The following is a 24833-nucleotide window of genomic DNA, read 5'->3' on the forward strand; positions in this document are numbered from 1 at the left end:
TACAGGGGTCCCTGGTATAGACTTATCAAATTGGGGAATAAACTTAAGATAGGGAACTTTTTTGCATGGGAATAGAAAAAAAGGACAAAAACATATTGACATCTTGACAAACTTGTGATAGTATGAAAGATGCACTATTGTGCGAAGATATGCCTACAATATCTATTATAGCACATATAAGTGTAAAAGAAAAGTGGTTTAAACAAATTATTCTAGAATCTTTCTGGAAATAAAAATAAAACTCAAGGGGTGAAAACGTCAATGGATAAAAACAGGATACGTCCAATCAAAGTTGGTAACGGCGTAAGAATGAGCTATTCTAGGCAAAAAGAAGTTTTGGAAATGCCAAATCTTATTGAAGTTCAAAAAAATTCCTATCAGTGGTTTTTAGATGAAGGACTGAAGGAAGTTTTTGAAGATATTTCTCCAATAGAAGATTACAGTGGGCATTTGAGCTTAGAATTCGTTGATTTTGCGCTGTGCGAAGATGATGTCAAATATTCAATTGAAGAGTGCAAGGAAAGAGATGCTACCTATGCTGCACCTTTAAAGGTGAAAGTCAGACTTCACAACAAAGAGAACGATGAAATCAATGAACACGATATTTTTATGGGTGACTTGCCTTTAATGACGGAAACCGGAACCTTCGTAATAAACGGAGCAGAAAGAGTTATCGTTAGCCAGTTGGTACGTTCCCCCGGAATTTATTATGCAATTGGACACGACAAAATAGGTAAGAAACTCTTCTCCTCCACTGTTATCCCCAACAGAGGAGCTTGGTTGGAGTACGAAACAGATTCCAACGATGTATTTTACGTTCGTGTAGACCGTAACAGAAAAGTTCCCATTACTGTACTGATCCGTGCCCTCGGAATCGGCAGCAACATTGAAATTCAGGAACTTTTCGGTGAAGAGCCAAAGATTCTTGCCAGTATTACAAAAGACCCTTCTGATAATTATCAGGATGGTTTACTTGAGCTGTACAAAAAGCTGCGTCCCGGCGAGCCTCTTTCTGTAGAAAGTGCAGAGTCTTTAATTAACAGCATGTTTTTTGACCCCAGAAGATATGACCTTGCTAAGGTAGGCAGATTCAAGTTCAACAAGAAACTTTCCTTAAAGAACAGAGTTATTGGAGCTATTCTGGCTGAAGATGTTGTTAACAGGGAAACCGGTGAAATTTTAGCAGAAGCAGGTACTACGATTAATGAAGAGCTGGCAGTGGAGATTCAGAATGCTGCAGTACGTTCCATAATGGTACAAGCGGAAGAAAGAAATGTTAAAGTACTTACGAACCAGATGGTGGATTTGAACTATTATCTGGATGTAGATAAAAAAGAACTAGGGGTAACCGAAGAAGTTTATTACCCTGTGTTAAAGAGTATCTTAGATGAATTCAAAGATATTGAAGAAATAAAATTAGCAATTAAGAGAAATATTAATGAATTGATTCCTAAACATATAACCAAGGATGATATCATTGCTTCCATTAACTACAATATTCATCTTGAATATGAAGTGGGAGGCTCTGATGATATTGACCATTTAGGAAACAGAAGAATCCGTGCGGTAGGTGAGTTACTTCAGAACCAGTACCGTATCGGTCTTTCCAGAATGGAACGTGTAGTAAGAGAAAGAATGACTACACAGGATTTAGAAGGTGTAAGCCCTCAGTCCTTAATCAATATCAAACCTGTAATTGCAGCAGTGAAGGAGTTCTTTGGTAGTTCCCAGCTGTCACAGTTTATGGATCAGCATAATCCTCTTGGTGAATTAACCCATAAGAGACGTCTCTCAGCCTTAGGACCTGGCGGTCTGTCCCGTGATCGTGCCGGCTTCGAGGTTCGTGACGTACATTACTCCCACTATGGAAGAATGTGTCCCGTAGAGACACCCGAAGGCCCTAACATCGGTCTTATTAACTCCTTAGCATCCTATGCCAGAATTAATGAGTATGGATTTATTGAAGCGCCTTATCGTAAGGTAGATAAGACAGATCCTAAGAATCCCAGAGTTATTGATGAAGTTATCTATATGACTGCTGATGAAGAGGATAAATATGTCGTTGCACAGGCAAATGAGTCTCTGGATGAAAACGGATATTTTACAAATGTAAATGTATCCGGTCGTTTTAGAGAAGATACCCTTGAGTTCCCTAAGTCAAGAATTGATTTAATGGACGTATCTCCTAAGATGGTATTCTCCGTTGCTACAGCCATGATTCCTTTCCTTGAGAATGATGATGCCAACCGTGCCCTCATGGGATCTAACATGCAACGTCAGGCCGTGCCTTTATTAATTACTGAGTCTCCTGTAGTAGGAACCGGTATTGAGTTAAAAGCAGCCGTTGACTCCGGTGTATGTGTGGTTTCTGAAAAGGCAGGCGTGGTTGAGAAATCCACCTCCAAGGAAATCATTATCAAAAATGATGATGGAACGAAGAAAGCATATAAATTATTAAAATTTGCAAGAAGTAACCAGGGAACCTGTATCAACCAGAGACCTATCGTTGTTAAGGGTGATAAGGTAGAGGCCGGCCAGGTTATTGCAGATGGTCCTTCCACTTCACAAGGTGAATTAGCTTTAGGTAAGAATCCCCTTATCGGCTTTATGACCTGGGAAGGATACAATTACGAAGATGCGGTTCTTTTAAGTGAAAGACTGGTGCAGGAGGATGTATATACCTCCGTTCATATTGAAGAATATGAAGCAGAATCCAGAGATACCAAATTAGGACCCGAAGAAATCACAAGAGACGTACCAGGCGTCGGTGATGATGCGTTAAAAGATCTGGATGAGCGCGGAATTATCCGTATCGGTGCGGAAGTACGTGCCGGAGATATTCTGGTAGGTAAGGTAACTCCTAAGGGAGAAACTGAGCTTACGGCAGAAGAAAGACTCCTTCGTGCTATTTTCGGTGAGAAAGCAAGAGAAGTCAGAGATACCTCCTTACGTGTTCCTCACGGTGAGTATGGTATTATTGTTGATGCCAAAGTATTTACAAGAGAAAACGGTGATGAACTCTCTCCTGGAGTAAATCAGACCGTTAGAGTATATATTGCACAGAAGAGAAAAATCCAGGTTGGTGATAAGATGGCCGGACGTCATGGTAATAAGGGTGTTGTTTCCCGTGTATTACCGGCAGAAGATATGCCTTTCCTTCCCAACGGAAGACCTCTTGATATCGTGCTTAACCCTCTGGGTGTGCCTTCCCGTATGAACATCGGTCAGGTGCTTGAGATTCACTTAAGCCTTGCCTCCAAGGTTCTCGGCTTTAAGGTAGCAACACCAGTATTTGATGGTGCAAACGAGTATGATATTATGGATACTCTTGAGCTTGCCAACGATTATGTAAATACCGATTGGGAGGAATTCCAAGATAAGTATAATGATATCCTTGACCCTGAGGTTATGGATTATCTGGAAAATAACAAAGCTTACAGAGAGCAATGGAAGGGTGTACCCATTAACAGAGACGGTAAAGTAAGACTCCGTGACGGAAGAACCGGAGAGTTCTTTGACGGAGCCGTTACAGTGGGCTTCATGCACTACTTAAAACTCCACCATCTGGTAGATGATAAGATTCATGCTCGTTCCACCGGTCCTTACTCCTTAGTAACACAGCAGCCACTTGGTGGTAAAGCTCAGTTTGGTGGACAGAGATTCGGTGAAATGGAGGTTTGGGCACTGGAAGCATACGGTGCTGCTTATACACTCCAGGAAATCCTTACGGTGAAATCCGATGATGTTACCGGTCGTGTTAAGACCTATGAAGCAATTATTAAGGGAGAGAACATCTCCGATCCCGGAATTCCGGAATCCTTCAAGGTACTCTTAAAAGAGCTTCAGTCTTTAGCGCTGGATGTTATCGTGTTGGATGAAAGCGGTCAGGAAGTAAAGATGACTGAAAATATCGACTATGGTGAAGGTGATCTGACTCCTCTAATTGAAGGTGATAACAACTTCCGTTATGACGAAGATTATACGGAAGCAGGATATCGTGAGACCACACCTGAGGAGGAAGAAAGCTTCTTTGATCCTTTTGATGAGGAGACGGTAGAAATCAGCGATATTGAGGAAGAAGAATTCGAAGACTAGTCTACTGTAAGAAAAGGACTGATTAAAAGGTCCGTTACTATGAAAGGGAGTGCCAGATGATGCCAGAAGTGGTAAATAACCAAAGTAGTCCGGAAATAACCTATGATGCTATAAAGATTGGCCTTGCTTCTCCTGAAAAAATCAGAGAGTGGTCCAGGGGCGAGGTAAAAAAACCGGAGACCATTAACTACAGAACTTTAAAGCCTGAAAAAGACGGGTTGTTCTGTGAGAAAATTTTCGGACCCAGCAAGGATTGGGAGTGTCATTGTGGAAAATATAAAAAGATTCGCTATAAAGGCGTTGTGTGCGACAGATGTGGTGTTGAAGTAACCAAGGCATCTGTCCGCAGGGAAAGAATGGGCCATATTGAGCTCGCTGCCCCTGTATCTCATATATGGTACTTTAAAGGTATCCCCAGCCGTATGGGATTAATTCTGGACTTATCACCCAGAACACTGGAAAAAGTACTCTACTTTGCCTCCTATATCGTACTTGATAAAGGAAGCAGTGATCTGCAGTATAAGCAGGTTCTTAATGAAAAGGAATACAGAGAAGCCTATGAAAAATACGGAAACAGATTCCGTGTTGGAATGGGTGCGGAAGCAATCCAGGAACTGTTAATGGCAATCGATCTGGAAGCAGAATCCAAAGACTTAAAGAAAGGCTTAAAGGATTTTACCGGACAGAAGAGAGCCAGAGTAATCAAGAGACTGGAAGTAGTAGAAGCTTTCCGTGAGTCAGGAAACAGACCGGAGTGGATGATCCTTTCCGTAGTACCTGTAATTCCCCCGGATTTAAGACCTATGGTTCAGTTGGATGGTGGACGTTTCGCTACCTCTGATATGAACGATTTATACAGAAGAATCATTAACCGTAATAACCGTTTAAAGAGACTTTTAGAGCTTGGCGCACCTGATATCATCGTAAGAAATGAGAAGAGAATGCTTCAGGAAGCTGTTGATGCTTTAATTGATAACGGAAGAAGAGGAAGACCCGTTACTGGACCCGGAAACCGTGCTTTAAAATCCTTATCTGATATGTTAAAGGGTAAACAGGGACGTTTCCGTCAGAACTTACTTGGTAAACGTGTTGACTACTCCGGACGTTCCGTTATAGTAGTAGGACCGGAATTAAAGATTTATCAGTGTGGTCTGCCTAAGGAAATGGCAATTGAGTTATTCAAACCTTTCGTTATGAAAGAGCTGGTTGCCAAAGGAACTGCACATAATATAAAATCCGCCAAAAAGATGGTGGAAAGACTTCAGTCTGAGGTATGGGACGTATTAGAAGAGGTTATCAGAGAACATCCGGTAATGCTTAACCGTGCCCCGACACTCCACAGACTTGGTATCCAGGCATTTGAGCCGGTATTGGTAGAAGGTAAGGCTATTAAGCTTCACCCTCTGGTTTGTACCGCCTTCAACGCCGACTTCGACGGTGACCAGATGGCTGTACATTTACCTCTTTCCGTAGAAGCTCAGGCAGAGTGCAGATTCCTTCTGCTCTCCCCTAACAACCTCTTAAAGCCTTCCGACGGTGGTCCCGTTGCCGTTCCTTCACAGGATATGGTACTTGGTATCTATTACCTGACTTTACAAAAGCCCGGTGATTTAGGAGAAGGACATTTCTTTAAGAGTGTAAACGAAGCAATCCTTGCTTATGAGAATGGTGCAATTACCCTTCATGCAAAAATAAAGGTAAGACGTACTGGTGTAAACAGCAACGGTGAGACTATCACTAAGACAGTTGAATCCACTCTCGGACGCTTTATCTTTAATGAAATCATCAGCCAGGATCTGGGATTTGTTGACAGAACCAACCCCGATAACTTCCTGATTCCTGAAGTAGATTTCCATGTTGGCAAGAAACAGCTTAAGAAGATTCTTGAGAAATGTATCAATACTCATGGAGCCACTAAGACAGCGGAAACTCTGGATGCTATTAAATCCTTGGGTTATAAATACTCTACAAGAGCAGCTATGACCGTATCCATTTCTGACATGACCGTTCCTCCTCAGAAGAAGACCATTATCGCAGAGGCAGAATCAAGAGTTGAAGAAATCTCAAAGAACTTCCGCCGTGGTCTTATGACAGAGGATGAAAGACACAAAGCAGTTATTGACACCTGGAAGGTAGCCGATGATGATATTACAGAGGCGCTTCTTACAGGACTTGATAAATACAACAACATTTACATGATGGCAGACTCCGGTGCCCGTGGTTCCGATAAGCAGATCAAACAGCTTGCCGGTATGCGTGGACTTATGGCGGATACCTCCGGTCGTACTCTGGAGCTCCCTATTAAATCCAACTTCCGTGAAGGTCTCGACGTTCTCGAGTACTTCATGTCAGCACATGGTGCGAGAAAAGGTCTCTCCGATACTGCTCTTCGTACAGCCGATTCCGGTTACTTAACCCGTCGTCTGGTAGACGTATCCCAGGATCTTATCATCCGTGAGGTTGATTGCTGTGAAGGCAAAGAAATCCCTGGTATGTGGATCAAAGCCTTTGCAGATGGCAGCGAATTAATCGAAAGTCTGGAAGAGAGAATTACGGGCAGATATTCCTGTGAAACTCTTACAGATGATAGCGGTGAGGTGATCGTTAAGGCGAATCATATGATTACACCTAAACGTGCAGCCAGAATCGTTGCAACGAAGAAGATTGACGAACAGGGATTTAATGCCAAATTAAAGATTCGTACCATTTTAACCTGTAAATCACACATCGGTGTATGTGCTAAATGCTACGGTGCTAACATGGCTACCGGTGAAGCGGTTCAGGTAGGTGAAGCAGTTGGTATTATTGCTGCCCAGTCCATCGGAGAGCCCGGAACACAGCTTACCATGCGTACTTTCCATACCGGTGGTGTTGCCGGTGATGATATTACACAGGGTCTTCCCCGTGTAGAAGAATTATTTGAAGCAAGAAAACCCAAGGGACTTGCAATTATTGCAGAGTTCGGCGGTATTGTTACTATAAAGGATACCAAGAAGAAACGTGAAGTCATTGTAACAAACAATGAAACCGGAGAAGCTAAAACTTATCTGATTCCTTATGGTTCACGTATCAAGGTTCTTGACGGGGATGTATTAGAAGCCGGAGATGAACTGACAGAGGGTAGCGTTAATCCTCATGATATCTTAAAGATTAAAGGTGTTCGTGCCGTACAGGATTATATGATTCAGGAAGTACAGCGTGTTTACCGTTTACAGGGTGTTGAGATCAACGATAAGCATATCGAGGTCATTGTACGTCAGATGCTTAAGAAAATCCGTATTGAGAACAGCGGAGATTCTGAATTCTTACCTGGTAAACTGATTGATATTCTGGAATTTGATGATGCCAATGAGATATTAGAGGAAAAGGGACTCACCGTTGCAGACGGAAAACAGGTAATGCTTGGAATTACAAAGGCTTCCTTAGCAACAAACTCCTTCCTTTCAGCAGCATCCTTCCAGGAAACCACGAAGGTATTAACAGAAGCTGCTATTAACGGGAAGATTGATCCACTTATCGGATTAAAAGAGAACGTTATTATCGGTAAGTTAATTCCTGCCGGTACTGGTATGAAGAGATACCGTTCTGTTAAGCTTGACAGTGACATGGAAGAAGAGTTAATCCTTTCCGAAGATTTTGAGGATGATGATTATCAGAGCTTCAATTATTCAGAGGATGCCATGGATGATGATTTAGACAGCATTGAACTGGATGAATTTGAAGACGAGGATTTATCCGATGAAGATTTTGATGATGTTGATTTCGAGGATGATTCCGACAAATAATTAATACGATATAATAATATATAGCGAAAGCCTCCAAAGAGTGATTCTTTGGAGGCTTTTTTGCATGCGCCGTGTCAAGGGTTGATAGGAAGCTGGTTATATGCCAAATAGAAAATGGCACAGAAACATTTTACAAAGCTTTTACGCTGTTTTAATACATATGGCATAGAGATTATATATTATAGATTAGTATTATTATAAGTATTATCCATTACCGCGAATCAAATATTTAGTTCTAGAGGCTGTATGATAAGGCAGTGGTTAGGAAAAAAAGAGAGTGAAATTCTGAGTGAGAATATTTCTCTTTTAGTAGCATTGACATATATATAGTATAGGTATATAATTTATATACTATATATAGCGTCTACATAAAAATACGACCATTGGAAAAACTAAACATTTATGAAGTATTTACATTGTTTATCTGTAAACTACTGATCTGGAAAGCAGGTAATGGAAATGATGAAAGAATTGCAAATAGAAGATTTGTTAACGGAAGAGTTTTTGTCTGAATACCGTAAGAGAGATAATCCAATGACAGGTATCGGTGAGTTCGTTTATTTGCGGACTTATGCCAGATACGTGGAGGAGAAAGGCCGTAGGGAAAACTGGTTTGAGACTGTATACCGTACGGTACAGTATAATGTTATGCTGGGTATAGAATATAAAGTAAAGCATGGTATCCGGATAGATGTCACAGAAGAGAGAAAAGAGGCAGAAAGCTTTTTTGATCATCTTTTTTTCCTAAGAACCTTCCCTTCAGGCAGGACTCTTTATATGGGTGGTACAGAAATTGTGAAAGAATACCCGCTCTCCAACTATAATTGCTGTTTTACTACCATAGATCAACTAAAAGATTATACGGATGTATTTTACCTGCTGATGTTAGGCTGTGGAGTTGGTGTTCGGATTGAGAAGAAAGCAGCGGATAAAATGCCAGAGGTAAGAAACGTCCAATTGCTTGGCAGGTATGAAGAAGAGCTTCATAACCAGCTGACGAAGGAAGAAAGGGAGAATACGCTTCTTTCTCTTGAGGAGAACACAGCAGTCTTATTTATTGGTGACAGTAAAGAAGGCTGGTGCAAGGGACTGGAAATGTACTTTGAGCTTATCAGCCGTAAAGAATATAACAATATTCATAACATAATTATTGATTACAGCTATGTAAGACCGGAAGGCGAACGGCTTAAGCGTTTTGGCGGAAGAGCTTCGGGACATAAATCCTTAAAGAGGATGTTTGAGAAAATCAATAAAGTAATGGCAGAATCGGGTGGTAGGTTAAGAACAATCGATCTTTTGGATATTGCCACTATTATCAGTGAGAATGTAGTCTCCGGCGGTGTTAGAAGAAGTGCGATGATGGTAATCTGCGAAGAGGATGATACAGAGGTTATAGAAGCGAAAAGGAATTTATATAAAGTAATAGACGGACAGTGGATAGAAGATACAAAGATTTCTCATCGAAAAATGAGCAATAATTCTGTGCTCTATAACCGTGTTCCCGGTAAAGAGGAAATAAAGGCAATTCTTGATTCTATTCGTATTAATGGTGAACCGGGTTTTCTAAATAACAGGGAAGCAATCCGCCGGAAAGAAACCTTCCTGGGCTGCAATCCCTGTGGTGAAATTCTTCTGCGTTCCAAGCAGTGCTGTAATTTATCCACCAATAATTTATTAGCTTTTGTAAAGGAAGATAATACCCTGGATATGGAAGGGCTGTTAGAAGTAATCAGGTTATCTGCCAGAGTTACTTTACGAATGACCCTGGTTGATGTCGAACTTCCGGAGTGGAATAAGGTTATGCAGGAAGACCGGATTGTAGGGGTCTCCTTAACGGGAATGATGGATATGATGAATCGAACCGGTATGGATTACAATGAATTAAGAAAACTGCTGGAAATCTTAAAGAAAGCGGTTCATGAGGAAGGGGAACGCTATTGCACGGAACTTGGAATAGAAAAACCTCAGTTGATGACAACCATCAAACCAGAAGGAACTCTGTCTAATCTGCCGGGGGTAAGTTCCGGGGTGCATTATGCTCATGCACCTTATTATATCAGGAGGGTCCGTATTTCAATAACTGATCCGTTATATAAGATGGTCGAACTTCTGGGGTGTTATCCGGTCTATAACGAAGTGGGTCAGACGGATGAGAACTGCACTGTTAAAGTCATCGAATTTCCTATGAAATCACCGGAAGGAAAAACAAAGTATCAGGTTGGTGCTATTGAACAGCTTAACCTTTATAAACTTACCATGGAAGCCTGGACGGATCATAATACCAGTATTACGGTTCATGTAAGAGAAGAAGAATGGGAGGAGGTTGGTGAGTGGCTTTCTGCTAACTTTGACAGCGTTGTAGGAATCACTTTTCTGCCGCTGATGGAAGAGACCTATCCACTTCTTCCCTATGAGTCCACCACAAAAGAAGACTACGAAAGACGTGTCAGCTTAAGCAGACCAATAGACTATTCCTTATTAAAAGCATTGGAAAATGCAGAAGAGAGCGAACTTTTGGAGGAAGACTGTGAAACCGGAGCCTGCCCGGTCAGGTAAAAACAGAATTGTAAAAATTCCCATGGAGTATTGCGCACAAATACAAATTTTGCTATGATTATACAAACCCTTAGCTGTTTGGACGGCTATATCAGGATTTACCACTAATATGCAACAGGAGAGGATAATTGTATGAAAAAAGTATTTGTCTATTTAGCAATTCTGCATTTCTTTATAGGTATAGGAGCTATATTCGGAGGAACCATGGGTATGCTTTATCCGGATAATCCAATGGGTATATCCAATGACCTGCTGAAAGGTTCGCCATTTACCAATTATTTTTACCCAAGTCTTATATTATTTGCGGTAATAGGTCTTGGAAACGTACTGGCAGGCTTTGCAGTAAGACTTCATTCAAAATATCAGGGTTATGTAAGTGGTGTATTCGGAGGTGCACTGGTAATCTGGATTGGGGTGCAGGTGATAATCATGGGAAGCGTACATCCCCTGCATATCATCTACTTTATCCTCGGAGTGGCGACAGTATCAGGTGCAGCTGTCGTGTTATACAAAGAAAGGCTCTTTCCCATGAACATTTTAACAGCTGTTTTTGACAGCAGGACAAATAAATAAAATCCGGAAACTAAACAGTCATACAGTGGTGTATGAACATAAGAAGTTTTGGCTGTTCATTATGGAATCAAAATATAAGAGCTATTAATACTGGAAAAACATACCTGAAGAACTGTACAGCCTAAATTCATATTAAAACTATTGACAAGTCCTCGAATTTAAAGTATAATCATTAAGCGCGATTTTATATTGCGTCAATGTTTATGTTTATTTTAAGCAAGAATGCAAGGCGGCCCAAAGTATTCATACAAAAATCAGGAGGTGAAAATTAATGCCTACATTTAATCAATTAGTTAGAAAAGGTAGAAAGACGGTTGAGAAGAAATCTACTTCTCCTGCTCTTCAAAAAGGATTTAACTCCTTAAACAAGAAGTCTACTGATGTGTCCTCACCCCAGAAGAGAGGTGTTTGCACCGCGGTTAGAACAGCTACTCCTAAGAAGCCTAACTCAGCTCTTAGAAAAATTGCCAGAGTTCGTCTTTCTAACGGAATCGAAGTAACAAGCTATATCCCCGGTGAAGGCCACAACCTTCAGGAGCATAGTGTCGTTCTGATCAGAGGTGGAAGGGTTAAGGATTTACCTGGTACCCGTTACCATATCGTCAGAGGTACACTTGATACAGCAGGTGTTGCTAAGAGAAGACAGGCTCGTTCCAAATATGGAGCAAAGAGACCTAAGCCAGCAAAATAATTAAGTTTTCCGCTAATCATTAAGTGCCGGATTAATTTTTATTTCAGATTAGGATAAAATAAGGGAGCCGCGTTTTATCACCCAAGAGGAAGAATGTTTCATCAGTGGTATAGATTTGAAAGATAAGTTAAACTGAGCGCGAACACAGTAAAAGAGTATAGGATTATTCCTATACTACCCTAACAGGGAATGTGAGTACCGATGATTTAAGTGAACTTATTTATGTAAAGCAGTGATAGCTGTTTTACTGGTCCGTGAAAAGAATAGTATATAACACGGGCAATAAGGATTATTAAGGAGGGAAGAAACGTGCCACGTAAAGGACATATACAAAAAAGAGATGTATTAGCAGATCCTATTTACAATAGTAAGATTGTAACTAAGCTTATCAATAACATCATGTTAGACGGTAAGAGAGGAACTGCACAGAAGATTGTGTACGGAGCTTTCGCTAAGATAGCAGAGAAGTCTGGAAAAGAAGCTATCGAAGTATTTGAAGAAGCTATGAATAACATCATGCCGGTTCTTGAAGTAAAAGCAAGACGTATCGGCGGTGCTACTTATCAGGTACCAATCGAAGTTAGACCCGACAGAAGACAGGCATTAGCACTTCGTTGGTTAACACTCTACTCACGTAAAAGAGGAGAGAAGACCATGGAAGAAAAGTTAGCAAACGAGATTTTAGACGCTGCTGGCAATACCGGTTCTGCTGTTAAGAAGAAAGAAGATATGCATAAAATGGCAGACGCTAATAAGGCATTTGCGCATTATCGTTGGTAATCTTCTGGAATGGGTTGTGGCCTATGCCAGAACCCATACAGCATTAAATGCAGCAAACTATTATAGTTTGCTGTAAATAAATTATGTTCTGTGATTATAAAATCACATGTGACTTTAAGATAAGGAGGAATTTCCTTGGCTGGAAGAGAATACCCGTTAGACAGAACCAGAAACATCGGTATCATGGCTCATATTGATGCCGGAAAGACCACTCTTACTGAGCGTATCTTATATTATACCGGTGTTAATTATAAAATTGGTGATACTCACGAAGGAACTGCTACCATGGACTGGATGGAACAGGAGCAGGAAAGAGGTATCACAATTACTTCAGCCGCTACCACCTGTCACTGGACTCAGGAATTTGAGCACCAGAAATTAGCTGGCGCATTACCTCACCGTATCAATATCATTGATACGCCGGGACACGTTGACTTTACTGTAGAAGTAGAGCGTTCCTTACGTGTTCTTGATAGTGCCGTTGGTGTTTTTTGTGCTAAGGGCGGTGTTGAACCTCAGTCTGAAACAGTATGGCGTCAGGCTGATAAATATCAGGTACCCAGAATGGCTTTCGTTAATAAGATGGACATTTCTGGTGCTGATTTCTACAATGTAATAAGCATGATTAAATCAAGACTTGGCAAGAATCCTGTTGCTATCCAGATACCTATCGGTAAAGAGGATGAGTTCAAGGGCATTATTGACCTGTTTGAAATGAAAGCTTATTTCTACAATGATGATAAGGGAGATGACATCAGTATCTCCGAAATACCTGCTGATTTATTAGAGCAGGCAGAAGAATACAGAGCAGCAATGATCGAATCCATTTGTGAGACCGATGATGTTCTGCTTGAGAAATTCTTAGAAGGCGAAGAGCCTTCAACAGTTGAATTAAAAGCTGCTTTAAGAAATGCTACTATCGCAACTACCATTATTCCTGTAACATGCGGTTCCGCATACAGAAATAAGGGTGTTCAGAAGTTACTGGATGCTGTTATCGAGTACTTGCCCGCTCCTACTGATGTCGCTGATATCAAAGGTGTTGATGAAGACGGTAACGAAGTTCACAGAAAATCTTCTGATGAAGAGCCTTTTGCAGCTCTTGCATTCAAGATCATGGCTGATCCTTTCGTAGGTAAGCTTGCATTCTTCCGTGTATACTCCGGTACTTTAAATTCCGGTTCTTATGTACTTAACTCTACAAAGAACAGGAAAGAGCGTGTTGGACGTATCCTTCAGATGCATGCTAACAAGAGAGAAGATCTGGAGAAAGTATATTCAGGAGATATCGCTGCTGCAGTTGGTTTAAAGGGCACCACAACCGGTGACACTATCTGTGACGAGAAATTCCCTGTTATCCTTGAATCCATGGAATTCCCTGAACCTGTTATCGAGGTTTCTATCGAGCCTAAGACAAAAGCAGGACAGGATAAGATGGGTGAGTCTTTAGCGAAATTAGCAGAAGAGGATCCTACTTTCAGAACTTACACCAATGAAGAAACCGGTCAGACAATTATCGCCGGTATGGGTGAGCTCCATCTTGAAATTATCGTAGACAGACTTCTTCGTGAATTTAAGGTAGAGGCTAATGTTGGTGCACCTCAGGTTGCTTACAAAGAAACCTTTACAAAATCTGTTGAAGTTGACTCTAAATATGCAAAGCAGTCCGGTGGACGTGGACAGTACGGTCACTGTAAGGTTCGTTTCGAGCCTATGGATGCTAATGCAGAAAAGACTTTCGAATTCGTATCTACCGTTGTTGGTGGTGCTATTCCTAAAGAATACATCCCTGCAGTTGGTGCTGGTATAGAAGAAGCTTCCAAAGCTGGTATCCTTGGAGGATATCCTGTGCTTGGTATTAAGGCTACCGTTTATGACGGTTCCTACCATGAAGTAGACTCCAACGAAATGGCATTTAAGATTGCCGGATCTATGGCGTTTAAAGATGCGATGCACAAAGCAGGCGCTGTTTTATTAGAGCCTATCATGAGAGTTGAAGTAACAGTTCCCGATGAATATATGGGTGATGTTATCGGTGATATCAGTTCACGTCGTGGACGTATCGAAGGTTCTGAAGATATCAACGGTACAAAGCTTATCAGAGGATTCGTTCCCCTCTCAGAAATGTTTGGTTATTCCACTTCCCTTCGTTCCAGAACTCAGGGCCGTGGTGCTTACTCCATGTTCTTCTCCAACTATGAGCCCGTTCCTAAGAATGTTCAGGAAAAGGTTCTTGCAGCAAAAGGAAAGAACTAATCCACAAATATACGTGGAATCATTAATTATGCTTGAAAATATTTCTAAACTGAAATATAATAAAGCTATGAGCTCAAAATCAAATGCCCGCAGATAATGACTTTGAGTCTTTTCTGCAGGCGATAAAAAAAGTATGTGCACAAAGATGCATTTATTTAAAGGAGGACGTTACAAAAATGGCTAAAGCTAAATTTGAAAGAAACAAACCCCATTGTAATATCGGTACCATCGGACACGTTGACCATGGTAAAACTACTTTAACAGCAGCTATCACTAAAACTCTTCATGAGAGATTAGGTACTGGTCAGGCTGTAGCTTTCGATCAGATCGATAAAGCTCCCGAAGAAAGAGAAAGAGGTATCACAATCTCTACAGCTCACGTTGAGTATGAGTCAAAAGCTAGACATTACGCTCACGTTGACTGCCCTGGACATGCCGATTATGTAAAGAACATGATCACTGGTGCTGCTCAGATGGACGGCGCTATCCTTGTTGTTGCTGCTACTGATGGTGTTATGGCTCAGACTAAAGAGCACATCCTGTTATCCCGTCAGGTAGGTGTTCCTTACATCGTAGTATTTATGAACAAGTGTGATATGGTTGATGATCCTGAATTACTTGAATTAGTAGAGATGGAAATCAGAGACCTGTTAACAGAGTATGAGTTCCCCGGCGATGATACACCTATCATCCAGGGTTCTGCTTTAAAGGCTCTTGAAGATCCTTCTTGCCCTTGGGGAGATAAGATCCTTGAGTTATTTGATGCTGTTGATAGCTGGATTCCCGATCCTCAGAGAGAGACAGATAAGCCTTTCTTAATGCCTATCGAGGACGTTTTCTCCATCACAGGACGTGGTACAGTTGCTACAGGCCGTGTTGAGCGTGGTGTTCTTCACGTATCTGAAGAAGTTGAAATCGTTGGTATCAAAGAAGAGACACGTAAAGTTGTTGTTACTGGTATCGAAATGTTCAGAAAGCTTCTTGATGAGGCTCAGGCTGGAGATAACATCGGAGCACTTCTTCGTGGTGTTCAGAGAACTGAAATCGAAAGAGGACAGGTTCTTTGCAAACCCGGCTCAATCAAATGCCACAAGAAATTCACAGCTCAGGTTTACGTTTTAACAAAAGATGAAGGTGGACGCCATACTCCTTTCTTCAACAACTACAGACCTCAGTTCTACTTCAGAACAACTGACGTAACTGGTGTTTGCAACCTTCCTGATGGTGTTGAAATGTGTATGCCTGGCGACAATATCGAAATGAGCATCGAGTTAATCCATCCTATCGCTATGGAGCAAGGTTTAGGCTTCGCTATCCGTGAAGGTGGACGTACTGTAGGTTCTGGTAAAGTTGCTACTATCGTTCAGTAATTAAAATAAATATTACCCCAAGTCTTTATTTATAAGGACTTGGGGTTTTTTTATTACCATTAAATATAAACTATGAGCTAAGTCAGATACGTTTATGTAAGTAGCAAAAGTAATTTCTTTGATATGGAACTACAGTCCAAATCCCCTTCGGAATGCACTGGGTGTAATTTCGTGGACTGCTTTGAATGCTGCTGTGAACTTCGCCGGATTTTCATAACCGCAGAGCGTTGCAATATTTTTAATACTCAGCTCGTCATAGGCTAGCAGCTGCATAGCCCGCTTCATAACGGCTTCACGAATATAGGCATAGAGAGGTTTGCCATACAGACCTTTGAAGGCGATTCTCAATTTGCTTTCGCCCATTTCGGCAAGCTGGCAAAGTGTCTCCGTACTTGGTGTATTCAGTGGGTCTTTATCAATCAGCTCCCGTACACGATGGAGCTTCTGCTCGTTTTCCCAGGTGACATAGTGGCGGCGAGGTTTTATACGGTTTTCCTGGGAGAGCGCGTGTGCGAACAGGCATAGGAGTTCACCTGCTTTCCATAAATAAGCAGGCTGCGGAAGCCTGTTTCCCCGCACTCCCCAGCGAAGCTGCTCCATCACAAGCATTACAATAGGCGTATCCACATGCTGAGGCAGCCAATAACGGGCGTCTGAAACCCGGATCGGGTAGGTTATATTATTTGCCTGAAGAAAGGTCTCAATCCAGGAATCAAAGATTAGCAAACTGGTAAAGCAGACAGGCTCACCCGGTGTAATGTTGAGTCGAAGCGGCTTGCCATTGCAGATAATCAGCTGCGTAGATGGGGAAAGTTGCCGGGAGGGTACTCCCTGCCGTGTGAAGCTGAGGCTGCCATTATCAACACAAAAGACCCACAAGCAGGGCTTTTCCGTATGCATGGTATACTCAATCTGATCTTTGGCGGTGAACCAGGCGCTGGCGACATGCAGCCCCTCTACGGGAGTCACCTGGGTAATCCACCCGTTATCCCAAATATCCGGGATATCATAATAGGAATATATTCCGTTTTGGCTCGTTTTAAACCCAAGGTGCTCTGCCATTGCACCCCAGCCCAAAGCATAATCATTAGTGTGCTGCATTTATTCCCTCCTTTTTTAACCTATCTGATGCAATAGTATACTTCAAAGCTTAGTATTTTACAATCCAAAACTAATCCAAAATGTGATGTGTATAATCCGAAATAAATATGACAAGAGAGTATTTTACACACTGAAAGTCATATAATTCGGCCTTCTCCAAATTATTGTCTAAAGGGTAAGTTAACACTTCCCGTCTATCTTGTTCTTGACAGTTAATACTCCACACCGTAAAATAGCAATTGAGTTAGAAGAGTCTAACTTAACGGCAGCGCGCGCCTGATCAATATAATATACCTGTCAAGGAGAATTAACATGAGGATAATTATGAAAAAGATAATGCCAATTATTTTGTCTCTTGCCATTGTACTTACGTTTTCAGCCTGCACAAGTAGTAAGTCCGAGACACCAGCTGATTCTGAATTAACAGCAGAGTCTGAAGTAATATCGGAGCCTGAAGTAACATCGGAGTCTGAGATATCGGCAGAGTCTTCCGAAGAAAGTGGTACCCGCGTAGTTAATACAGTAATGGGCGATATTGAAATTCCTGCCAATCCACAGCGGGTTGTTGTTAACTGGTATATCGGAGATACGCTGGCGACAGGCCTCAATATAGTGGGATACTATGGCTGGATGCAAAAAACAATGCCTTTCTATGATCAGATGATGGCGTCAACAAAGATTGAGAATTGGGAACAGGAAGAGGTCATGGCACTGGAGCCGGATCTGATCATTACATATAGTAAAGAGGATTATGAAACCTTTAGCCAAGTGGCCCCTGTGCTTGTTATTGAGGAGAGTATTAAATCTCCTGAACGCACGAGAATCATTGGCGAAGCCACCGGAACCCTTGAGAGAGCAGAAAAAACGATTACTGCATTTGAAACAAAGCTAAAGAATGCAAAAGAAATATTTAATACCGAGGCGTTTAAAGGTAAAACCTTCAGTATTCTGGAGGACTGGGGTTCTTCCGGCGAGTGGGCCGGGCTCTCTTATGAAACCGGGTCAAGAGGCGGGACACTCTTATACACATACCTTGAACAGCAGTATCCGGATAAACTGAGGGAATTAATCGAGACCTCCGGCAACGGAAGAGGAACCATCAGCTACGAGGTTGCCCATGAATATTTTGGTGATTATATTATCTGGTGCCGTCAGGAAGGTACTGAATCAGAATATGCACAATCTGATATCTGGAAGAGTATTCCTGCTGTGGCGGATGGACATGTCTTGGAAATCCCCGGTGAATACCAAGGTTTGTTCTACTTTGATGATGTACTGAGCCTTGAAGCTCAGCTCGACTATTTGGTGGAAGCCCTCAATACCCTGGTGGATTAACCGGATTTCGTTCTGAGAGCTCCCAAATTGGTATTCTATATAGCATATATAAACACAACAGTGCTTGCCTGTGCACCTCAAATTACTTTTGATTTCAAAATATACCAGAAATAACAGCCTGATACCGGAGTTTGGGATACACACCTTTTTACGGAATAATAATTGACTGGAGCAGTATACAATAGGATATGTATACTGCTCCTTATGTCGTTAACTGTGTTAAAGCTGATATTAATTTACTGCATCCTTTTATCTCCTACCCTGCACATAAATACATTCTTACACAATTACACTTCGAGTTGAAATCCTTAGACCCTGTATTGACAAAAGTATATCTATAGTTCATTATGAGGCATTACCATAATGGAATTTAGTTTTAATGGAATTTAATTACTATCAGGAATTCTTTATTTCCTGATATAGTAATATTAACTGGCTGGAACTATTTACTTTCAGCTTGGTATAAATACTTTCTTTATGGCGTTTAACTGTATTTAAGCTTATTTTTAATATATCCGCTATTTCTTTGACCTTATTGCCCTGGCATAGCAATCCCGCTACTTCGCACTCCCGCTTTGTAAGTTCTCTTTCTTTGAGATAGGCAGTCCAGGAGGTTCTGCTATTACCGGCAGATAGATTCAGAAAGATTGCATAGCGAGTTACAAAACTGTCAGTTATATGCTCCTTTGCAATAATATTTTCCAGAAATACCTCAACTCCCTCTGCCAGACGCAGGCAGAATCTGTGAGTGGCTCCTTCCTGGTAAACGGGAAGGATGTAATCATTTAAGAGTAAACCTGCTCCATCTTTATTGGCAGGCAGGTCAATCAGATCCAGGATATGGAGGGCCTCCTGGTTAATCTCCTGTATAGAAAAATTACCGTCACATAATATCATTCCAATAGGGTGACGAGCAAACATCCTGTTGAAGAAGTTCAGGTTATTTTGCATAGAGAGATAATTCAGATGTAATCGTGTAGCTTTCTCCAGGATAATCCCTATTTCTTCAAGAAGGAGCTGCTCCCGAGGTGTAAATCCGGAGGAATTTTTTCCATGATATACGGCAACAGCACCTAGGGGTTTACTCTTATCATCTCTTAGCAGAACCAGAGCTTCATAATAAAATCCATTAAAGTATAAACACTGACTGTACAAAGAGGATGTTTCATAATCAATATAGGAAGTAAAATCTTCAATGGTATAAACAGATTTCTGCTTTGCTTCCTTTAAATTAGCTGGGGCAAAGAAATCATTTTTATAACAGTCTCGTTCGTAGGATTCAATCGAAACAGGTGTAAAATTCACATAGATAAGATGTTTATAGTATCCTTTTCCATCTACCAGAGGAAAGGCAGCACCATCAAAAGGAAAGTAATGAAGCAGATCCTCCATAGCTGTCTTACGGAAATTCATATCGCAGGGATTTAAGCCTTCGGAAAATAAAAGCAGCCTTTTGTAATCTTCTTGTGTTAAAGAATTAATTTCAGTCATAATAACTCCAATTAGTTGTGCAGGTAAACTTTGCATTCCTGTTTAACGGATGTGATTTGGGAAGTATCTCTAAAGCATATAAAAATTCATTGTACCATTCTGGCAGTTCAACTTAGGAGCATACTTCGTTGCGATTTAAAATACAGCACCATTAAACCCTAAAATCGTGTATTACTTCTAAGAAATGGAATGTTAGCCCTGCACTGGCATTTATCGACTCAATACTAGGGTATTTACCCTAGAAGAATAGGTGTTGTGGGTAATTGTTACTTTATTATATAGGTGCTATTATTAGATTGTCAAGATAATAACAAAGTATCAAAAATATACCAGACTAAAATTAAGTATGTATAAACACAGGAAAAGGAAGGGACATCAATGGCTGTATTAAAATTATTAAGAGCACCTTTAAAATACTTACAGGGAAAAGGAGCGCTACTGCATTTTTATCAGGAAACAAAGGAGTTAGGGACCTCCTATTTATTTGTCTGCAGTAACAGCGGTTATAAGAACTGCTCTGATAAAATAAAGAAAAGTTTTGAAGGAAGTAATTGTGAACTTCATTTTGAAATATTCAAAGGTATAAGTTCTGTAGGTGAAATCAGCAGGATGAGAGAAATCGTTCAGGATAAACAGATTCAGGTAGTAGTTGGCATCGGCGGCGGATCGGCAATTGATACTGCCAAAGCTACTGCTCATTATGAAAAACTTCCGGTTGTAATCGTGCCCACAGTAGTGGCCACAGATGCACCATGTACTGGATTATCAGTTATCTATCAGGATGATGGAGCTTTTGACAGCTATCTTTTCTATCCTAAGAATCCGGAAGCTGTTATCGTGGATAGTGAGATTATAGCCAATGCACCGGTCAAATTCCTGATTGCTGGAATGGGAGATGCTTTAGGAACTTATTTTGAAGCCAGAGCATGTGTCAGAACGGATTCCCCCAGCCTTGAGAATGGAGGAATCGCCCTTTCGGCAATGGCTCTATGCGAATTGTGTTATAAAACTCTATTAAAAAACGGATACCAGGCAAAGCTTGCCTGTGAGAATCATTTGGTAACTCCTGCCCTGGAAGCAATTATTGAAGCAAATACCTACTTAAGTGGTGTAGGAGCTGATAACGGTGGATTAGCAACAGCTCATTCTGTGTACAACGGTTTTACAGCCCTTCCTGAATGTGAAGAAACAATGCATGGCTCTGTAGTGGCATTTGGAACCATAACTCAGCTTCTGTTAGAGAGTGCTCCCTCAGAGGAAATCAAGGAAGTAATGGATTTCTGTCATAAGGTGGGATTGCCGGTTACCCTGAAGGAGTTAGGAGTAACAGATGTGACCAGAGTAAGGATAGCAGCTGAAAAAGCCTGTATACCAGGTGAGACCATACATAATATGGCGGGAGATGTAACTGCCGATCAGCTCTACGATGCACTTCTTGCAGCGGATTTATTAGGACAGGAATATTTCAATTAAAGTAATTGATTATTAAAATTAGTATTATTTATATACCGATCTATAGTCAGGGGCTTTTGAAACCCATTGGGTTTTTCTGTAATGCACTGCATGAAAGACATGCTGCCGGTTTTGTGTGTTAAAAGCGAAGAATCTATATTCGATTATACACAGGAATTGGGAATGTGTTTAAAATCCGGTGTGTGTGAAAAACCAATGGGATTTTTTCAGCCCATTGGTTAAAAAGCAACCGATCCTTTTTAGTGTAACCCTATGCAGGCAGAATCCAATAGTTGGTTATTTTATTATGTACTTGTTATCTTCAAAGCTGCTTTTGCACTTCCATGGCCTTGTGCAGCTGCCTGTTGCCATAGGGCAATTGCTTTTTCAGTATTTTGCGGAATGCCTATTCCTTGGTCATACAGAAATCCCAAATCATACTGAGCGTACTTTTGACCCTGATCTGCTGATTCTGTAAACAGATGTATGGCGGTTTCTATATTTTTCTTAACACCATGACCATCTCGATAATAACAAGCTAGATCATATTGAGCATCGGCATTACCCTGCTGTGCGGCTTTTTCATACCATTCGATTGAAAGCCTTCTGCTGACAGGCACACCATAACCATTTCCATATCGAAACCCAATCTCATATTGCGCCTGTGAATGTCCTTGCAGAGCTGCTTTCATGTACCACTCAAACGCCTTTTTATAACAGCCTCGTTTACCTACAAGGGCTTCTCTGGAGTAATGATTACCAAGTTGAAATTGTGCATTGACATCGTTTTCTTCAGCTTTTGTCGTAAGTTGTTCAATATTATCCACTTTAATCCTCCGTTCTGTTATTACTAATTCTTGTTTACCCTGATTATCTTAAAAATATTATCATCATACCATAACACCGGAAGCAACTCAATTAATTAACTTACTGTTTAAGTGATTAAATAGCTGTTTCATTAAGGAATCTATGCAGGCAACTGTAGTAATGAGCTTTCAAATCAGGTAAAACAGCATATTTCTTTAAGAAAATATTAATATTCCAATATTTCTAAAATTTCCTTTGAAAAAAACTATAAATATGTATATAATAAAAAAGAGTGTGTTTAATTGACAGGTTTATGGAAAAAATCGAAATGTTAAGTGTGTATCAGTATTTTGATAGCTTCCTGAAAAGTCGGCAATAATAGAAGTAACAAAGAATAATTCAGCAGTTTTAATCGTGCTTATCATAAAATGAATACAAGCATTTTTCGTTTATAACAAAGTAAATTGACAGTATAGGATAGATGCAGAACCGGCGGCGGTCTGAGGTTTGGCAGCAGCCAAAGAATAACCTTGAGAATCTGAAAGGAGATTAGATATGTTAGGTAGTGACATAGGGATTGATTTAGGAACAGCAAGTGTATTGGTTTATTTAAAGGGAAAAGGGGTTGTGCTGAAAGAGCCCTCTGTAGTTGCCTTTGACAGAGATACAAATAAGATCAGAGCCATAGGTGAAGAAGCAAGATTAATGCTTGGAAGAACTCCTGGTAATATCGTAGCGGTACGTCCCTTAAGACAGGGCGTTATTTCTGATTATACAGTAACAGAGAAAATGTTAAAATATTTTATACAGAAAGCTGTCGGTAAACATCGTTTCCGTAAGCCCATTATCAGTGTATGCGTACCAAGTGGTGTAACAGAGGTTGAGAAGAAGGCAGTTGAAGATGCAACCTATCAGGCAGGCGCCAGAGATGTCAAGATAATTGAAGAACCCATTGCAGCAGCTATCGGAGCTGGAATTGAGATATACAGACCTTGCGGTAATATGATAGTAGATATCGGAGGCGGAACAACAGATATTGCAGTTATTTCATTAGGAGGTACAGTTGTAAGTACTTCTATTAAGATTGCCGGTGATGATTTTGACGAAGCTATTGTTAGATATATGCGTAAAAAACATAATCTTTTAATCGGTGAGAGAACTGCGGAAGAAATCAAGATAAAAATCGGTTCAGCTTTTAAGAGGCCAGAGGTTGTTACTATGGATGTCAGAGGACGTAACCTGGTTACAGGTCTTCCAAAGACAATAACAGTATCCTCTGATGAGACAGAAGAAGCTTTAAAGGAAACTACATCACAGATAGTTGAAGCAGTACACAGTGTGCTGGAGAAGACTCCCCCGGAACTTGCAGCAGATATTGCAGACAGAGGAATTGTACTTACCGGAGGCGGATGCCTTTTATACGGACTGGAAGAATTAATTGAGAATAAGACAGGTATTAATACCATGACTGCAGAAGACCCCATGACTGCTGTTGCTATTGGTACCGGAAAATATATTGAATATTTAAGTGGCTCCAGGGATTAAGTATTTGAAGTAAACGTCCGATAATATATACATCGGTATGCCGTGTATAGGAATAATGCCGGATTGAGGTATTACACGGATTACATTAAACTAGAAATTACTTGTAATATCCCAAGGTGACTTGCGGATTATACAAAATAGAACTTCAACTACTGATCAGTGCTTTATTCGCTTATATATATGCAGTGTGGATATGGCAGAAAGGGGTTAGAATGGTAAAGGGATTATTTACTTCCTGGACCGGTATGGTAAATGAACAGAAGCGTCTTGATGTTATAACAAACAACCTGGCTAATGCTTCTACTGTAGGCTATAAGAAGGATGGTGTCACAAACCAATCTTTTAAAAATCTTTTAACCTATAAAATAAAAGATGTTTCAGAAAATTATTCTAATAAAAAGGTCGGGTCAATGAGCCTGGGAGTTAGAATCGGTGAGGTCTATACAGATTATAACCAGGGATCCCTGCGAAGCACAGGCAACACTTATGACTTTGCTATCCAAGGCTCCGGTTTCTTTAATGTAACCACCACTGACAGTGCAGGAAATCAAACAGTTAAATATACAAGAGATGGTTCTTTTACAGTGAATCAGGATGGTAAGCTCATGGATGCGAGCGGAAATGCACTGATGGGAGAAGGCGGAGAAATTACGATACCTTCCGAGGCTGCAGAAGTAAGAGCTGATGAGAGCGGAAATATTTATGCAGATGGTGTATTTATTGATAAGATAAAGCTTACGGATTTTACAGATTATAATTATCTGAAGAAACAGGGAGACAGCTTTTATCTGGCACTTGACGGCGCAACACAGTTAGACAGTACTGCAACCATTCAGCAGGGATATACAGAGCAGTCTAATGTTAATGTTGTAAGAGAAATGACAAACATGATTGCCATAACAAGAGCCTATGAAGCTAATCAAAAAGTTATACAGACCATTGACGGTTCACTTGAGCAGGCTGTGAGCTCCGTAGGTAAGGTATAATACGAGAAAG

Annotated in this window: 15 protein-coding genes; 12 read left to right on the forward strand and 3 right to left on the reverse strand. The window is 40.8% G+C overall.

Annotated features, from left to right (window positions below):
* The first annotated feature begins 261 nt into the window (after window positions 1-261).
* The 8 genes from BR73_RS0103850 (at window position 262) to tuf (ending at window position 16106) form a co-directional block, all read left to right on the forward strand.
* Entirely contained in the window at window positions 262-4095 is a 3834-nt protein-coding gene (locus BR73_RS0103850; protein WP_033164478.1) for a DNA-directed RNA polymerase subunit beta, read from the forward strand.
* A 59-nt stretch (window positions 4096-4154) separates the two neighbouring features.
* Window positions 4155-7880: a DNA-directed RNA polymerase subunit beta' gene (rpoC, locus tag BR73_RS0103855; protein ID WP_033164479.1), complete on the forward strand. Its 3726-nt coding sequence runs from the start codon at window positions 4155-4157 to the stop codon at window positions 7878-7880.
* Between the two features lie 459 nt (window positions 7881-8339).
* Window positions 8340-10436, forward strand: coding sequence for a ribonucleoside-triphosphate reductase, adenosylcobalamin-dependent (gene nrdJ, locus BR73_RS0103860; RefSeq protein ID WP_242860618.1), 2097 nt, complete (start codon window positions 8340-8342; stop codon window positions 10434-10436).
* A gap of 132 nt (window positions 10437-10568) precedes the next feature.
* On the forward strand, window positions 10569-11009 hold the full coding sequence (locus tag BR73_RS0103865; RefSeq protein ID WP_033164480.1) for a hypothetical protein: 441 nt from the start codon (window positions 10569-10571) through the stop codon (window positions 11007-11009).
* A gap of 271 nt (window positions 11010-11280) precedes the next feature.
* Window positions 11281-11700 (forward strand): 30S ribosomal protein S12, encoded by a 420-nt coding sequence (gene rpsL / locus BR73_RS0103870; protein ID WP_033164481.1) that lies wholly within the window; start codon window positions 11281-11283, stop codon window positions 11698-11700.
* Window positions 11701-12009: 309 nt separating this feature from the next.
* Complete coding sequence (gene rpsG / locus BR73_RS0103875) at window positions 12010-12480, forward strand: 30S ribosomal protein S7 (protein ID WP_033164482.1); 471 nt, start codon at window positions 12010-12012, stop codon at window positions 12478-12480.
* Between the two features lie 135 nt (window positions 12481-12615).
* A complete protein-coding gene (gene fusA / locus BR73_RS0103880; RefSeq protein WP_033164483.1) occupies window positions 12616-14736 on the forward strand; it encodes an elongation factor G in 2121 nt (706 codons plus the stop codon).
* 176 nt (window positions 14737-14912) lie between these two features.
* Window positions 14913-16106: an elongation factor Tu gene (gene tuf / locus BR73_RS0103885; protein ID WP_033164484.1), complete on the forward strand. Its 1194-nt coding sequence runs from the start codon at window positions 14913-14915 to the stop codon at window positions 16104-16106.
* 129 nt (window positions 16107-16235) lie between these two features.
* Here the strand turns inward: tuf and BR73_RS0103890 are convergent, their stop codons facing one another.
* Window positions 16236-17207: an AraC family transcriptional regulator gene (locus tag BR73_RS0103890; RefSeq protein ID WP_051684942.1), complete on the reverse strand. Its 972-nt coding sequence runs from the start codon at window positions 17205-17207 to the stop codon at window positions 16236-16238.
* 324 nt (window positions 17208-17531) lie between these two features.
* On the opposite strand from BR73_RS0103890, the gene BR73_RS0103895 reads away from it, so the two are divergent.
* Entirely contained in the window at window positions 17532-18542 is a 1011-nt protein-coding gene (locus BR73_RS0103895; RefSeq protein ID WP_033167053.1) for an ABC transporter substrate-binding protein, read from the forward strand.
* Between the two features lie 396 nt (window positions 18543-18938).
* Here BR73_RS0103895 and BR73_RS29295 read toward each other — a convergent pair whose 3' ends face one another.
* Window positions 18939-20033 (reverse strand): helix-turn-helix transcriptional regulator, encoded by a 1095-nt coding sequence (locus BR73_RS29295; protein WP_242860619.1) that lies wholly within the window; start codon window positions 20031-20033, stop codon window positions 18939-18941.
* Window positions 20034-20411: 378 nt separating this feature from the next.
* Here BR73_RS29295 and BR73_RS0103905 point away from each other — a divergent pair, with 378 nt between their 5' ends.
* Entirely contained in the window at window positions 20412-21506 is a 1095-nt protein-coding gene (locus BR73_RS0103905; RefSeq protein WP_033164485.1) for a glycerol dehydrogenase, read from the forward strand.
* Window positions 21507-21790: 284 nt separating this feature from the next.
* On the opposite strand, the gene BR73_RS0103910 is transcribed toward BR73_RS0103905, so the two are convergent.
* Complete coding sequence (locus BR73_RS0103910) at window positions 21791-22312, reverse strand: tetratricopeptide repeat protein (protein ID WP_051684943.1); 522 nt, start codon at window positions 22310-22312, stop codon at window positions 21791-21793.
* 535 nt (window positions 22313-22847) lie between these two features.
* Between BR73_RS0103910 and mreB the strand changes: the two genes are divergently transcribed.
* Both mreB and BR73_RS0103920 read left to right on the forward strand, forming a co-directional pair.
* Window positions 22848-23837, forward strand: a complete 990-nt coding sequence (gene mreB, locus BR73_RS0103915) for a rod shape-determining protein MreB (RefSeq protein ID WP_033164486.1) — start codon at window positions 22848-22850, stop codon at window positions 23835-23837.
* A 212-nt stretch (window positions 23838-24049) separates the two neighbouring features.
* Window positions 24050-24823 (forward strand): flagellar hook-basal body protein, encoded by a 774-nt coding sequence (locus tag BR73_RS0103920; protein WP_033164487.1) that lies wholly within the window; start codon window positions 24050-24052, stop codon window positions 24821-24823.
* The last annotated feature ends 10 nt before the right edge of the window (window positions 24824-24833 follow it).

This window comes from Clostridium sp. KNHs205 (assembly GCF_000702945.1).
In the GTDB taxonomy this organism is placed as follows: domain Bacteria; phylum Bacillota; class Clostridia; order Lachnospirales; family Lachnospiraceae; genus Anaerocolumna.